This is a genomic window from Sulfitobacter sp. AS59 (assembly GCF_038899995.1).
In the GTDB taxonomy this organism is placed as follows: domain Bacteria; phylum Pseudomonadota; class Alphaproteobacteria; order Rhodobacterales; family Rhodobacteraceae; genus Sulfitobacter.
In genome coordinates, this window is sequence record NZ_JBBMQK010000007.1 from 35,064 (window position 1) to 49,299 (window position 14,236).

Sequence of the window (14,236 nt, forward strand, 5' to 3'; positions counted from 1 at the left end):
GCTCCGCCGGACTAAGGGTTGCGCCGATATTTAACAGCCCCAGCGTAAAACGCACAGCCCAGCCGACCCATGACAGCCCAAATGCGACGCGGCCCGAAAAACCAGCCCGCAAACCCTTTCCAAATGGAAATAAATCCCCGCCGGAGGCATCAAACGCCCCTGCGGGACGCAGGGGCAAACATCATGCCGCGCGCCAGCGCGCCCTTTGGATCAGCTTGGCAGGATTTTACCGGGGTTCATGATATTGTCCGGGTCCAGCGCACGCTTGAGCGTGCCCATCACATCCACCGCAGCACCAAGTTCAGACACCAGATAGGGGCGTTTGCCCTGACCGATGCCATGCTCGCCGGTGCATGTCCCCTCCATCGAGATCGCCAAACTGCTCAGCCAGCTCACAAATTCCTCGGCGCGGGCAACCTCGTCCGCATCATCCATGTCCAGCAACAGCGACGCGTGGAAATTACCGTCGCCCGCGTGGCCGACAATCGGCGCGATCAGCCCCAATTCATCCGCCTTGGCATTCGCGGCCCCCACCGCATCGGCCAAGCGCGAGATCGGGACACACACATCCGTCGCGACCGCCTTGCAGCCGGGGCGCAGCGCCAGCATTGCCCAATAGGCGTCATGACGCGCCTGCCACAGTTTGTTGCGCTCCTCGACTGTGGTTGTCGCTTGATAATCAGAACCGCCGTTTTCATCCGCTAGCATGCTAAAGGTATCGGCCTGCTCGGCGACCCCTGCTTCCGATCCATGAAACTCCAGCAGCAACATCGGCGTTTCGGGCAGCGACAGCTTGGAATAGCCATTCACCGCCTTGACCACCATCGCATCCAACAGCTCGATCCGGGCGACCGGCAGCCCGAACTGGATGACGCTCATCACCGTTTCGCAAGCCGCTTCAAGGCTCGGAAACGAACAGCGCGCTGAATTGATGGCCTCTGGGATGCCCTGCAATTTCAGGGTGATTTCCGTGATAATGCCCAATGTCCCTTCGGACCCGACCATCAGCCGTGTCAAATCATACCCGGCCGAGGATTTGCGTGCCCGCCCGCCCGTGCGGATCACGGTGCCGTCCGCCATCACGGCCTCGACCGCGATCACGTTGTCCTTCATCGTGCCATAACGCACAGCGTTTGTGCCCGACGCCCGTGTCGCCGTCATACCGCCAAGCGATGCGTTGGCCCCGGGGTCGATTGGAAAAAACAGCCCCTGATCGCGCAAATGCGTGTTCAGCGCCTCGCGGGTCACGCCCGGTTGCACGCGACAATCAAGATCACCTGCGTTAACCTGCAACACGCGGTCCATCTGCGACAGGTCAATCGAAATGCCCCCCGCAGGCGCGTTTACATGCCCCTCTAGCGACGTGCCGGTGCCAAAGGCGATCACAGGTACTTTATGTGCCGCGCAGACTTTTATCGCGTCCGAGACGTCTTGCGTTGAGCGGGCAAAGATCACGGCATCCGGGGCCTGAGTCTTGATCCACGTCGTTGTATGCCCATGCTGTTCACGGATCGCCTGACCGGTCTGAAACTGCTCTGCAAATTGCTGTTTTAGAATGCCCAAAACGGTGGCAATGCCAGTTTCGTTTCTCGGCAAATCTGTCGGCTGTACCATGTAGTCGTCCCTTGGTTATTGACCAAGGGCGATGCCTTCGCGGCGCGGATCGGCACCGCCGCTTAGACCGTCACCGATGGCGATCATATGAAGGCCCGATGTCAGCGCCCGCGTCGCTGTTTTGTAGCCGAGGTTTTCCAACGCGTCGACCGAAACCGCCATGTCAGTGCCCTCTTCCAGATCATAAGTTCCGAACCGGTTCACGGCATGGGGCAGATTTGCCGCTTGCTGCACATCCAGCCCCCAATCGATATGCGCGATGATCGCCCCCGCCACATAGCCGATGATGCGGCTGCCACCCGGGCTGCCGACGGCCAGCACCGGTTTACCATCTTTCATCACGATCGTCGGGGCCATTGATGAGCGGGGCCGTTTGCCCGGTTCAACCCGATTGGCAATCGGCACGCCATCCACATGGGACCTGAACGAGAAATCGGTCAATTCATTGTTCAGCAAAAACCCACGCACCATCAAACGGCTGCCAAAGCCGTTTTCGATTGTTGTGGTCATGCTGGCCACATTGCCCATGCCATCCACAATCGAGATATGCGAGGTCGAGGGCAGTTCAATCGCCATGTCATCCGCCCAGTTCAAAGCGTGATCAAAGGTGGGCGAGCCGGGGGCAACTTGGGGCAGCGCGTCATCGCCCGCCAACAGCTTGGCGCGCTCTGCCAGATAGCTGGGGTCCAGCATACCTTGGACCGGAACGGGGACATAGTCGCTGTCGGCGACATAACGGCCACGGTCCGCAAAGGCCAAGCGCGACGCGTCGCCGATCAGGCGCAATACATTTGGGTCTTGGGGTCCGGCGCTTAGATCGTACCCTTCAAGAAGGCCCAATATCTGCCCGACCGCCAAAGCGCCCGAGGATGGCGGACCCATCCCACAAACGTCATGTGCGCGGTAGGCGGCGCAAACCGCGTCGCGTTCACGGACCTGATAGATCGACAGATCCACCGCTGATAAAACACCGGGATTGCCTGCCGCCCCTTGGACCGTGGCAACGATATCAGCTGCGATGTCGCCTGTGTAAAAGGCATCTGCCCCCTGATCCGCCAGTATCGCAAGCGTGTTTGCGTAGTCAGGGTTTTTCAATGTCATCCCCGCCGTGATCGGCTGACCGCCAGGCAGGAAATACGCGGCCGTGGTGGCAGAGCTTGCCAGCCGTTCCGCGTCGCTCGCCACAAGGCCCGCAAGACGTGGCGATACGGTGAACCCTTTTTCCGCTAGGTCCGTCGCGGGGGCCAGCAGGTCGGCCCAATTCTGCGTGCCCCAACGGGCATGGACCGCCTCAAGCAGCGCAGGTGTGCCGGGGGTGCCGACAGACCGCCCACCAACTACGGCGTCAAAGAACTTGAGCGGCGCGCCCGTCTCATCTTGAAACAACTGTGGCGTCGCGGCCAAGGGGGCCGTTTCGCGGCCATCTAGTGTTGTGATTTCACCGCTGGCTGCATCGTACCACACCAGAAACGCGCCGCCACCAAGGCCCGAGCTTTGCGGCTCAACCAGCCCAAGTACCGTCTGCACCGCCACCAACGCATCCGCCGCTGTGCCGCCCGTGGCCAGCACATCCGCGCCCGCCTGAACCGCATGAGGGTTGGCCGCTGCGACCATCCAGTTCTCCGCCAACACCGGTTTTCCCGCGTCTTTGGCAGCAAAGGCAGCGGTCACCTCAGCCGATATCGCCTCGAACGCCCCCGCTCCTGCTGCCTCTGGTGCCACAGTATCGGCGGCCTGTTGGGCAAGCGCCCCACCGGCCAAACATATTGCTACGGCTGTTAGGGTCATGCGCATGGGGGGAACTCCGTCTTTGTTAAAGGGGGTTACAGCATTGAGGGGACAACCTGATCCGGCGGGCGGTGGCCGTCTTCGAAGGTCTTGATATTTATGATAACTTTCTCGCCCATCTCGATCCGGCCTTCCAGCGTGGCGGACCCCATATGCGGTAACAGTACCACGTTATCCAATTCGCGCAGGCGCGGGTTGATGTCGGTGCCGTGTTCATAAACGTCCAAACCAGCGCCCTGCAATTCGCCAGCCCGCAGCATCCGCGTGAGGGCGTTTTCGTCGATCACTTCGCCGCGCGAGGTGTTCACGATCACCGCTTCGGGCTTCATCAGTTTCAGGCGACGGGCATTCATCAGATGAAAGGTGCTGGGGGTGTGCGGGCAGTTGATACTCAGCACATCCATGCGCGCAACCATCTGATCCAGGCTTTCCCAATAGGTGGCACCCAGTGCTTCCTCGACCTCGGGGCGCAAACGGCGGCGGTTGTGGTAATGCACTTGCATGCCAAAGGCCGCAGCCCGGCGTGCAACAGCCTGACCGATCCGGCCCATACCCAAAATACCCAAACGGCGCCCACTGACCCGACCGCCCAGCAACGCCGTAGGGGCCCAGCCTTTCCAGTCGCCCGATTGCATCTGCGCCATGCCTTCGGACATGCGGCGCGTCACCGCCAGAATAAGCGCCATGGTCATGTCGGCGGTATCATCGGTCAGAACACCGGGGGTGTTGGACACAAGAATGCCGCGCTGGCGGGCTGTCGTGACATCGATATGGTCAACGCCAGCGCCATAATTCGCAATCAGTTTCAACTGTTCACCCGCTTGCCCCAGCAGGGCCGCATCGATTTCATCTGTGACGGTAGGCACCAGAATGTCAGCCGACTTCATAGCCGTAGCCAGTTCAGCGCGGCTCATTGGCGTATCATCTTCGCGCAATGTCACCTTGAAAAGTTCCGACAATCGCTTCTCAACGACCTCCGGCAACCGTCGCGTGACTACAACACTTAGCGGTTGCTTTGACATTTTGAGCCTCCCAAATCTGGCTTTGCGCTTTGCTTGGTGGCATGGTGTCCCAAGCGGCGACGAGGCACAAGAACTTCGCGGCGTAAAAGAGCACAAAATCAACAACCAAAGACCAAGCAGGCCGTCATGACACCCAAGTTCCGTTTCGCCCTATTGGGGGCGCTTGTATCGATTCAACTGGCTTTCAGCACCGCCCAGGCGGCAGAGGAGGTTGGCCAGGTCACCAATCTGCCCGTGCCACGCTACGTGTCGATGAAGGCCGCCGAAGGCAATGTCCGGCGCGGGCCGTCCCTGACCCACAGGATCGACTGGGTCTTCAAGCACCGCGACATGCCGCTGCGTATCACAGCGGAACATGGCCACTGGCGCCGCGTCGAAGACCGCGATGGCATGGGCGGCTGGGTGCATTATTCGCTGTTATCCGGCACCCGCACTGTATTGATCGAACAAGACAAAATGAAACTCTTGACCCGCCCGGACCCGAACGCCCCTGTTGCCGCTGAATTCGAAGTCGGTGCCATCGCACGGCTGGAGGAATGCAGCCTTGAATGGTGCTTTCTGCGCGCGGGCGGCTACAAAGGCTGGGCTCCCAAGGCACGGCTTTGGGGCGTTGGCACCCGCGAGATACGCGACTAGGGTTGCGCAGCGGTCTTTGGACCGACCACATCTGACAAGACAAGGATACAGCCATGCGCGCGATCACCTATTCCACGTTGGGCGAAGCCCGCGATGTTCTCAAGCTGGTTGAGATGGAGACCCCTTCCCCAGCCCAAGGCGAGGTTTTGGTGCGCCTTGCCATGTCCGGCGTGAACCCGTCAGACGTCAAATCGCGGCGTGGCAGACCGGGTATGACAAAGCCGCCCTTTGATCAGGTTATTCCCCACAGCGATGGCGCAGGCGTGATCGAGGCGGTTGGCAAAGGTGTCGATGCCGCGCGTATTGGACAACGGGTCTGGATATGGAACGGCCAATGGCAGCGCCCCTTTGGCACCGCCGCTACGCATATCGCGCTTCCCTCTGCCCAAGCCGTTGATCTGGCCGATGAGGTTTCGTTTGAGGCCGCGGCGAGCTTTGGCATTCCTGCCCTCACCGCCTGCCACGCCGTTTTTAACGGTGAAGACGTCAAGGGCCAGACGATCCTGATCCAAGGCGGCGCTGGCACTGTGGGCTATCTGGCCGTGCAACTGGCCAAATGGGCAGGCGCACGTGTGATCGCCACCACTGGCAAAGATGGCGCGCGCCGCGCACAAAAAGCCGGGGCCGATGTGGTGCTGGATTATGCCTCCCCCGATTTATTGGAACAGGTTCTCGCCGCCAATGATGGCAAGCCGGTCGATACGGTGATCGAGGTCGAATTCGGCGTGAATATCGGGCTGGATGCCGAAGTGATCAAACCAAACGGGCGCATTGCAGCCTATGGGTCAGCCAAGGAAATGACGCCTACCCTGCCTTTCCTGCCGCTGCTTTTCAAAGCGGTCACGATCGATATTATTCTGGTTTACCTTCTGACGGACGCCCAACGCCGGGTTGCCATCGACAAGGTCCATCAGGCCTTGGCCGACGGTGCGCTGGACTGTCCAGTGGAACAGATATTCCCGCTGTCAGAAACGATCCGCGCCCATGAGGCTGTCGAAGCAGGGGCACGAACGGGTGCCATTCTGGTGGATTGTTCCGCGTAAGATATCCGCGCGGGACGGAATTTTTCAAAAATTCCGGGCCGATTTCTTTGAAAGAAATCGCGCTATACCTCACACTATTCGGCAAACAGCATGGCTTGGACCTCAGGAGACACCCTATGAAATATCTAGCGCTGCTTCTTTGCCTGCTGTCACCGCTAAGCGTGGCGGCGCAAAATACGACCGTCCAACCCACCGGTGCTATCGCCGTTCAAGAAAGCACAGATGACGACCGCGCCATAGCACAGCGTATCCGTGAAATTATTGCCGAGCTCGACGGGTATAGCAGCGTCGATGTTGCGGTATCTGCCGGGATCGTGACCCTTACGGGAACCACCGTTGACGCCCAAACGGCCAAGCAATTGACCGATCTTGTCGGGCGGATCGAAGGCATTGTCGCCATCGAGAACGAGATTTCCGAAACCACAGATGTCAGTCAGCGACTGAACCCTGCACTGGACCGGTTCAAAAGCCGCATAGCCCAAACCGTGGCGTTTCTACCGCTTGCCGGGGTCGCGCTGGCGATTTTTGCATTTGTGGTCCTGTTGGGGTTTTTCATCGCCAGATGGCAGCAGCCGTGGGACAGGCTTGCCCCGAACGCGTTCATCGCTGACATATACCGCCAGATTATCAGGCTGGTGTTTATTATCGCCGCCTTGGTGCTTGCCCTTGATATCGTTGGCGCGACGGCCCTTTTGTCGGGCATTTTAGGGGCCGCGGGTATTGCGGGCCTCGCCATCGGGTTTGCGGTGCGCGACACCGTGGAAAATTTCATCGCCTCTATCATGCTGTCCGTGCGCCAGCCCTTTCGCCCCAATGACACAGTCGAGATCGAAGGCGACACCGGCAAGGTGATTCGACTGACCAGCCGCGCCACGATCTTGCTGAGCTTTGATGGCAACCACATCCGTATCCCGAATTCGACCGTCTTTAAGGCGCGCATCGTGAATTTCACCCGCAACGCAGAGCGCCGGTTTTCGTTCGAGCTGGGCATGGCCCCCGACACCGATTTCGCAGCAGCCCGCACATTGGGGCTAGAAACATTGCTCGCCTTGCCCTTTGTCCTGAAAAATCCGGAACCAAGCGTTTGGATTGAAACAATCGGTGACAGTACCATTTCACTGCAATTCACCGCTTGGGTGAACCAGACAGACACCAGCATTAACCTTGCCCGTGGTGAGGCTATCCGCCTGACAATCGCGGCCTTTGACCAAGCCGGCTACGCCATGCCTGAACCCACCTATCGCGTGGTACAGCCATCGCAGACCACCCCAGCAGAGCCTGAGACCAAGGCCAGACGCGATTCGCCCACACCGGCCACCACAGCCCCACAAGACGTCAACGCAAACGCCGAGAAAGCGCTGGAACAGATCGTCGATCAAGAGCGCGCGGGAACAGAAGACGACTTACTCACGGAAGAAGCCGCAAACGAATGAGTTTCAGCCAAAACTCTGCATTTTTTCTCCATTCAGGTCTTGCACCATCCCCGATCCCGGACTAAATAACGGCCAGTGATGGGATGTGGCCTAGCGGTAGGGCACCTGTTTTTGGTACAGTAGATCGTAGGTTCGAATCCTACCATCCCAGCCACTACTCTTCTGAACATTGATGTAAGAACGCCAGCGACCCGCTCGTGCTGATTGTTGATCAGCTGTGCGTCTTTGCGTTTCAAAATGTAGGTTGAATAATTGCCAGCTAAAGCTCCGCGCTTTTTAACGGATCATTTGCTGATGACACCGTTTCATGATGTCCGATTGGATATTACCCAAGAAAATACCCCCGCGCCTCTTTAGTTAAGCAGCGCGGGGGCGGGGGCAGATTTATGCCGCGACGTCGAAGCGGTCAGCGTTCATGACTTTGACCCAGGCTGCCACGAAATCCTTGACGAATTTTTCGGCATTGCCATCTTGGGCGTACACTTCGGCATAGGACCGCAGGATCGAGTTGGACCCGAACACCAGATCCGCACGGGTTGCGGTCCATTTCACATTCTCGGTGCCACGTTCGCGGATCTCATAGATGCCGCCGTCAACAGGATGCCAAGAATAGCGCATGTCGGTCAGGTTGACGAAGAAATCAGGTGTCAACGCGCCAACGCGGTCTGTGAACACGCCGTGTTTGGTACCACCATAGTTGGTCCCCATGGCACGCATACCACCGATCAGGACTGTCATCTCGGGGGCGGTCAGGCCCATAAGCTGCGTGCGATCCAGCAACATTTCTTCGGGGCTGGTCACATAGTCCTTCTTCATCCAGTTGCGATACCCGTCGGCAAGCGGCTCAAGCGGTTCAAAGGAGGCCGCATCCGTCATCTCGTCTGTGGCGTCGCCGCGACCCGGGATGAACGGAACCGAAATGTCGAAACCTGCGGCTTTTGCAGCGTCTTCGACACCTTGGCTACCGGCCAGAACGATCACATCAGCGATGCTTGCGCCGGTGTCGTTGGCAATGCCTTCCAGCACGCCGAGAACCTTGGCAAGACGCGCAGGTTCGTTGCCTTCCCAGTCTTTCTGGGGGGCCAGACAAATGCGCGCGCCATTGGCACCGCCACGCATGTCAGAGCCGCGATATGTGCGCGCGCTGTCCCATGCGGTTGATACCTTTTCTTCCAGCGACAAGCCGCTGTCTGCGATGCGTGCCTTGACGGCTTCGACATCATAGCCGGTGTTGCCCGCAGGCACCGGATCTTGCCAGATCAGCGTTTCTTGGGGCGCGTCCGGGCCAAGATAGCGTTCTTTGGGGCCCATATCGCGGTGGGTCAGCTTGAACCAAGCGCGTGCGAAGGTGTCTTTGAAGTACTCGGGATCAGCCATGAACCGTTCGCAGATCTCGCGATAGATGGGGTCCATCTTCATCGCCATATCCGCGTCCGTCATGATCGGGTTGCGGCGGATTGTTGGGTCGCTCGCATCAAGGGGCTTGTCTTCTTCCTTGATGTCGATCGGTTCCCACTGCGACGCGCCGGCAGGGCTTTTCTTGATCTCCCATTCGTATCCGAACAGCAGCTTGAAATAGCCCATATCGAATTTGGTCGGGTCTGTTGTCCAAGCACCTTCAAGGCCGCTGCTGATCGCCATGCTGGCCGTGCCAGTCCCCTTTGGGTTGCCCCAACCGAAACCTTGCGTTTCGATTTCACCGGATTCTGGTTCAGCGGCAAGGGTCGCCGCATCGCCATTGCCGTGGCATTTACCGACTGTGTGACCACCTGCGGTCAGTGCGGCGGTTTCTTCGTCGTTCATCGCCATCCGCTTGAATGTCTCGCGCACATGCAAACCCGATCTGATAGGGTCGGACTGGCCATTCACCCCTTCTGGGTTCACATAGATCAGGCCCATTTGCACAGCAGCCAACGGGTTTTCCATGGATGCGGGGTTTTCCATATCTTCATAGCGGCCATCGCTGTCGGCCAGCCATTCTTTTTCCGCACCCCAATAGGTGTCGATTTCCGGGTGCCAGATGTCTTCACGGCCAAAGGCGAAACCGAATGTTTTCAGGCCCATTGATTCATACGCGATGTTACCCGCAAGGATCATCAAGTCGGCCCAGCTAAGCTTGTTGCCGTATTTCTTTTTAATCGGCCACAGCAAGCGGCGTGCTTTATCGAGGCTGACGTTGTCAGGCCAGGAGTTCAAAGGCGCGAAACGCAAGCTGCCCGTGCCGCCACCGCCGCGACCATCGGCCAGACGGTATGTGCCGGCCGAGTGCCACGCCATACGGATCATGAAGCCACCATAGTGGCCCCAGTCAGCAGGCCACCATTCTTGGCTGTCCGTCATCAGCGCGTGCAGGTCTTGCTTAAGCGCCTCGACATCAAGTTTCTGAACCTCTTTGCGATAATCAAAATCCGCATCCATCGGATTCGTTTTGCTGTCTTTCTGGTGCAAAATGTCGAGGTTCAGCGAATTGGGCCACCAAGACATTACAGAGGATTTGCTGGCCGTATTACCGCCGTGCATTACCGGGCATTTGCCCATCGAACCGTTATCATTGCCGTCCATGTTCATCTCCGATTGGTATGTGATCTGGTGTTTGTTTTAGAATGGCGCAGTGGGTGCAGACATCAAAACATCGCTCCAACAGGAATTCAGCAAGAGGGGTCCGGCGTCACCGCTTAGGCGCAGTCCTACACCATCCTGCACATTAAGAAAAATTGCATTTTCTAATCACCGTGATAATCAGGGGTTATGGATATAACGATCAAACACTTACGATATTTCGAAGCATTGGCCCGGCACCATCACTTTGGCCGGGCGGCCGATGACTGTGGCATTTCGCAACCTGCCCTATCCGTACAGATCAAAGCGCTGGAAGACATGGTCGGCACGCCGCTGGTTGAACGATCTGCAAAACGGCTGCGCCTGACTGGCTTTGGCGAAACATTTGTCGCGCGAGCGCGGGAAATACTGCAGTCCATGGATGAATTGGGCGATCTGGCGCGCGCCTCGCACAGCCCACTGATCGGGCGGTTGCGCTTTGGTATTATCCCCACCGTCGCGCCCTATTTCCTACCCCGTTTCATCAAATGCCTGTCCCAAGATTACGCAGGCCTGGATTTGCGCCCACGTGAAGCCGTCACACAAAAACTGATTGAGGGGCTGCTGGGCGGGCAGTTGGACACAGCCATCGTGGCCCTGCCGATATCAGAGCCGACCCTGCACGAAGAGGTGCTGCTGGACGAGGAATTCGTACTGGTGCGCCAGATCGAAGACCAAAACAAACCTGTGCCTAATTCCCAATTGCTGCGCGAAATGCGCCTGTTGTTGCTGGAAGAGGGGCATTGTTTTCGCGATCAGGCGTTGTCCTATTGCAGCATGCCATCCGCCGTGCCCCGTGATCTGATGGAGGGTAGCTCCCTATCAACGTTGGTTCAGATGGTCAGCGCGGGGATCGGGGTCACGCTTATTCCCGATATGGCCGTGCCGATTGAAACCCGTTCAGCCGAAGTATCCATCGCGCGTCTGCCACCACCGCGCCCGTCGCGCACGATTGGGATGGTGTGGCGTAAAACAAACCCGCTTGCAGGGCAGTTGAAACATATCGCGCAAACAGTCCGGGAGACCTGCCTGCCTGCGTAAACTTAGTGGGGCTTTGGTGGTGTGTTCAAAGCCGCTTCGGCCGCATCAATCGCGGCCTCAACGTCTTCGGGGTCGCGGCTTGGCGTTGCATAGCTGCCGTTCAGCCATTTGGCCAAATCAATGTCGGCGCAGCGGCGCGAACAGAACGGGCGATAGGCGGGCGACGTGTCGTCAGAACAGATCGGGCAGCTCACTTTAGAACCTCGGCTATGGGCAGGCGTGCGCGTTTGCGTTGCAGTTCATAGTGACCCAAAGGCGTCCACCCGATCAAGGTGGTTTCAACATCATCCGTACGAAATGCCTGACGCAAGGCGGTCTCGAACGGGCGACGGTCTTTCTTGGGCATGGGTGCCAGATCAAGGGTGATCTGCCCGCCCAAGCCGCGCAGACGCAATGCACGTGGCAAGGCGCGGGCGCAGGACATATTGGCCTTGATCCCAGCAGCCAGCGACACATCAGCGCCAGTGTTTACATCCACCGCCACCAATGCGCGGGTCGGTTCAACATACATCGACGCCCCGCCCTCAAGCTGAACGCGAGGCTGCCGTAGGTCTTCAACATCGTCCAGCACACCGTGAGCATCAAAGCTGCCGGGTTCGGTCACGACATCAGCCGGTGCCACCCAATCACGCCACGCCAGAATATGCGGGCCATCACCTTCGGCAAGCAATTCCATCTCTGTCGCCTCGTCGCCCAACACCTTGTCGGCGAGGGTCAGCATCGCATCAATGTCATCGGCAATGTCATCGCCATCCGCACCCGCGCAAGACGACCGCAAGATCAGGCCATGGGTCGCGCCTTGGGCAGCCTCGTGGGCAACCTCAAGCAGGCGGTCGCGCTCTTCCTCGTCACGGATGGACCGCGAGATATTGGTGCCGGGTGCGCCGGGCGTCACAATCGCATAGCGGCTTTTGAACAAAACCTTTTGTGTAACGGGGATCGCCTTGCCGGGTTCGGCATAGCCGGACACCTGAACCAAAATCGGCTGGCCGGGGGCAAGCCCTTTGATCTGGCGCAAGAACGCAGACCCGTCGGGCGTTTTCAGGAACATACCGCCCTGCCCTTTGACGGGACGGTCAGCAATCGCACGGTAAATCGTACCGGGACGCGGGCCATCGCTGTCGACCAACAGATCGTCCAGCTTGCCATCCACCATCAAAGCGGCGGCCTCGACCTCGCCCAGATGGTCCAGAATGATCGTGCGACCTTTCATGATGTCTCTCCGTCAAAGATATAGCCCGCTGCGCGCAGCAGGTTTGCAGTTTCGGCAAGGGGCAAGCCCACGATGCCGGTAAATGATCCGCTGATCCACGGGATCAACGCGCCTGCGGGGCCTTGGATACCATAGCCGCCCGCCTTGCCCTGCCAATCGCCGGTGGCAAGATAGGCGGCCAATTCTGCATCAGATAGCCGTTTCATGCGCACGGTGCTGACCACGTCGCGTTCCCACAACCTGTCGCCGCGTTTCACCGCGACGGCTGTGATCACCTTGTGACGCCGCCCCGACATCAGCCGCAAGAAACTGGCGGCCTCGTCAGCGTTTTCGGGTTTGCCCAGAATGCGGCGGCCAACCGCCACGGTGGTATCGGCGCACAGCACGATATCATCGGGGCCAGCGGGCACTGCCGCCACCTTTTCACGGGCCATACGCGCGCAATAGGGGCGCGGCAATTCGGCTTTCTGCGGGGTTTCGTCGATATCGGGTGCGCGAATATCATCGGCCACAACGCCAATTTGCGCCAGCAATTCCTTGCGGCGCGGACTGCCTGATCCGAGGATAAAGGTCATATGCAAACCCAAAGCGCCAACCGCGAACCCGCAGGTTCTCGGTAAAGCACGTTATTTAAAGCGATAATTGATCCGGCCTTTGCTCAGATCATAGGGGGTCATTTCCACCTGTACTTTGTCGCCTGCCAGAACACGAATGCGGTTTTTGCGCATTTTGCCTGCCGTGTGTGCGATAATCTCATGGCCGTTTTCAAGCTCGACCCGGAATGTCGCATTCGGCAGGAGTTCCTTGACGATACCGGGGAATTCGAGCGTGTCTTCCTTAGCCATGGTCTCTCCTTGAACACTTTGCCCTGCAAATGCAGAGCGCAGGCTTAAATGGGCGCAATTTTCCCATTTTTCAAGACCTATTCACAGCAAAGACGTGTTTATCGCCACGCTATCGCGGCCAGCCTGATCTGCCCAGTGCCTGCGGTTCAACACGACACCATCGGCGCGCACATTGGCAATTTGCGCTATATCCACCTCGGCATAGGTCCATCCGGGCACGTTGATCTGCGCCGCAGCCAGCACACCCGTGGATGGAAACCCGACGTCAGGCGGGCAAAAAATACCCCCCGCGCCATAGGAATCGCCCAAAGCGTCGGACCAATCAGCAGGCCCGACACAAGACGACATGGCGGTGATGCACTGATTCTCGAGCGCGCGGGCCATGGACCCGATGCGCACGCGCCAGTATCCGGCCAAGGCTTCGGTCACGCTGGGCACCGCGATGATGTCGCAATCTGCCAGCGCACGACCCAAAAGCGGGAATTCGCTATCGTAGCAGATCAGAATGCCAATCTTGCCGATCGCCGTCTCGAAAACCTGCAAGGGGTTGCCGCCGACCACGCCCCAAACCTCGCGCTCGAAACGGGTCATGATCTGTTTGTCTTGTATGCCGATTTTACCATCAGGCGTAATCAACCGCGCGCGATTCACCGGCCGTGTGGCCGTAGCCGCGGGTGCCGATGCTGCAACGATGTGGACCCCATATTCAGCTGCCAACCGCTGGTGCAATGCATCCGCGTCGGCCAAGCGATCAGAAACGGCAAATAACGACGCCTCAAGATCGCCTGCAACATCCAGCCCTGCCAGCGTGGCCAGTTCCATCGCGCCATATTCGGGGAAAACCAGCAGATCGGCCCCGTTCCCAGCGGCGGTTGCGACCCAATTGGCCAGCTTGTCTTCATAATGGGCCCAACTGGTCAGGATATCTTGGGTGTAGGCGGCTGTGGCTATTTTCATCACTTGGGTCTCTGTCAGGTTTCGCGGCAATCGTGCGCTTGTTCTG

Annotated in this window: 13 protein-coding genes and 1 tRNA gene; 5 read left to right on the forward strand and 9 right to left on the reverse strand. The window is 58.6% G+C overall.

What is annotated here, in order from left to right:
- Positions 1–210: 210 nt before the first annotated feature.
- The 3 genes from WNY39_RS14810 to WNY39_RS14820 are packed head-to-tail and all read right to left on the reverse strand — an operon-like array spanning position 211 to position 4,424.
- Complete coding sequence (locus WNY39_RS14810) at positions 211–1,614, reverse strand: FAD-linked oxidase C-terminal domain-containing protein (protein ID WP_342846716.1); 1,404 nt, start codon at positions 1,612–1,614, stop codon at positions 211–213.
- A gap of 15 nt (positions 1,615–1,629) precedes the next feature.
- Positions 1,630–3,408, reverse strand: a complete 1,779-nt coding sequence (gene ggt / locus WNY39_RS14815) for a gamma-glutamyltransferase (RefSeq protein ID WP_342846718.1) — start codon at positions 3,406–3,408, stop codon at positions 1,630–1,632.
- Positions 3,409–3,437: 29 nt separating this feature from the next.
- Positions 3,438–4,424 (reverse strand): D-glycerate dehydrogenase, encoded by a 987-nt coding sequence (locus tag WNY39_RS14820; protein WP_342846720.1) that lies wholly within the window; start codon positions 4,422–4,424, stop codon positions 3,438–3,440.
- A 126-nt stretch (positions 4,425–4,550) separates the two neighbouring features.
- On the opposite strand from WNY39_RS14820, the gene WNY39_RS14825 reads away from it, so the two are divergent.
- The 4 genes from WNY39_RS14825 (at position 4,551) to WNY39_RS14840 (ending at position 7,690) form a co-directional block, all read left to right on the forward strand.
- A complete protein-coding gene (locus WNY39_RS14825) occupies positions 4,551–5,060 on the forward strand; it encodes an SH3 domain-containing protein (protein WP_342846722.1) in 510 nt (169 codons plus the stop codon).
- Positions 5,061–5,113: 53 nt separating this feature from the next.
- Entirely contained in the window at positions 5,114–6,103 is a 990-nt protein-coding gene (locus tag WNY39_RS14830) for an NADPH:quinone reductase (RefSeq protein WP_342846724.1), read from the forward strand.
- Between the two features lie 116 nt (positions 6,104–6,219).
- The gene (locus tag WNY39_RS14835; protein ID WP_342846726.1) at positions 6,220–7,536 is read left to right on the forward strand and encodes a mechanosensitive ion channel family protein; all 1,317 of its coding nucleotides are present in this window, start codon (positions 6,220–6,222) and stop codon (positions 7,534–7,536) included.
- A 79-nt stretch (positions 7,537–7,615) separates the two neighbouring features.
- Positions 7,616–7,690, forward strand: a tRNA-Gln gene (locus tag WNY39_RS14840).
- 230 nt (positions 7,691–7,920) lie between these two features.
- Here the strand turns inward: WNY39_RS14840 and katG are convergent.
- On the reverse strand, positions 7,921–10,098 hold the full coding sequence (gene katG / locus WNY39_RS14845) for a catalase/peroxidase HPI (protein ID WP_342846727.1): 2,178 nt from the start codon (positions 10,096–10,098) through the stop codon (positions 7,921–7,923).
- A gap of 186 nt (positions 10,099–10,284) precedes the next feature.
- Between katG and WNY39_RS14850 the strand changes: the two genes are divergently transcribed.
- Positions 10,285–11,175 (forward strand): hydrogen peroxide-inducible genes activator, encoded by an 891-nt coding sequence (locus WNY39_RS14850; RefSeq protein WP_342846728.1) that lies wholly within the window; start codon positions 10,285–10,287, stop codon positions 11,173–11,175.
- Between the two features lie 2 nt (positions 11,176–11,177).
- On the opposite strand, the gene yacG is transcribed toward WNY39_RS14850, so the two are convergent.
- From yacG to WNY39_RS14875, 5 genes are all read right to left on the reverse strand, one after another.
- Entirely contained in the window at positions 11,178–11,369 is a 192-nt protein-coding gene (gene yacG, locus WNY39_RS14855) for a DNA gyrase inhibitor YacG (protein WP_342846729.1), read from the reverse strand.
- Positions 11,366–12,388 carry a ribonuclease E/G gene (locus WNY39_RS14860; protein ID WP_341233454.1) on the reverse strand — a complete coding sequence of 341 codons (1,023 nt, stop codon included), beginning with the start codon at positions 12,386–12,388 and terminating at the stop codon, positions 11,366–11,368. Before WNY39_RS14860 ends, yacG begins: the two co-directional genes overlap by 4 nt.
- Entirely contained in the window at positions 12,385–12,963 is a 579-nt protein-coding gene (locus tag WNY39_RS14865; protein WP_342846732.1) for a Maf family protein, read from the reverse strand. Before WNY39_RS14865 ends, WNY39_RS14860 begins: the two co-directional genes overlap by 4 nt.
- Positions 12,964–13,014: 51 nt before the next feature.
- Entirely contained in the window at positions 13,015–13,233 is a 219-nt protein-coding gene (gene infA / locus WNY39_RS14870; RefSeq protein WP_005851736.1) for a translation initiation factor IF-1, read from the reverse strand.
- Between the two features lie 81 nt (positions 13,234–13,314).
- A complete protein-coding gene (locus WNY39_RS14875; RefSeq protein ID WP_342846735.1) occupies positions 13,315–14,190 on the reverse strand; it encodes a carbon-nitrogen hydrolase family protein in 876 nt (291 codons plus the stop codon).
- Between the last annotated feature and the right edge of the window lie 46 nt (positions 14,191–14,236).

Coding starts and splice junctions, on each gene's coding strand:
- WNY39_RS14830 (WP_342846724.1), top strand. CDS start 5,114: ATGCGCGCGATCACCTATTCCACGTTGGGCGAAGCCCGCGATGTTCTC.
- WNY39_RS14835 (WP_342846726.1), top strand. CDS start 6,220: ATGAAATATCTAGCGCTGCTTCTTTGCCTGCTGTCACCGCTAAGCGTG.
- WNY39_RS14810 (WP_342846716.1), bottom strand. CDS start 1,614: ATGGTACAGCCGACAGATTTGCCGAGAAACGAAACTGGCATTGCCACC.
- WNY39_RS14825 (WP_342846722.1), top strand. CDS start 4,551: ATGACACCCAAGTTCCGTTTCGCCCTATTGGGGGCGCTTGTATCGATT.
- katG (WP_342846727.1), bottom strand. CDS start 10,098: ATGGACGGCAATGATAACGGTTCGATGGGCAAATGCCCGGTAATGCAC.
- WNY39_RS14875 (WP_342846735.1), bottom strand. CDS start 14,190: ATGAAAATAGCCACAGCCGCCTACACCCAAGATATCCTGACCAGTTGG.
- WNY39_RS14820 (WP_342846720.1), bottom strand. CDS start 4,424: ATGTCAAAGCAACCGCTAAGTGTTGTAGTCACGCGACGGTTGCCGGAG.
- WNY39_RS14850 (WP_342846728.1), top strand. CDS start 10,285: ATGGATATAACGATCAAACACTTACGATATTTCGAAGCATTGGCCCGG.
- WNY39_RS14860 (WP_341233454.1), bottom strand. CDS start 12,388: ATGAAAGGTCGCACGATCATTCTGGACCATCTGGGCGAGGTCGAGGCC.
- infA (WP_005851736.1), bottom strand. CDS start 13,233: ATGGCTAAGGAAGACACGCTCGAATTCCCCGGTATCGTCAAGGAACTC.
- WNY39_RS14865 (WP_342846732.1), bottom strand. CDS start 12,963: ATGACCTTTATCCTCGGATCAGGCAGTCCGCGCCGCAAGGAATTGCTG.
- ggt (WP_342846718.1), bottom strand. CDS start 3,408: ATGCGCATGACCCTAACAGCCGTAGCAATATGTTTGGCCGGTGGGGCG.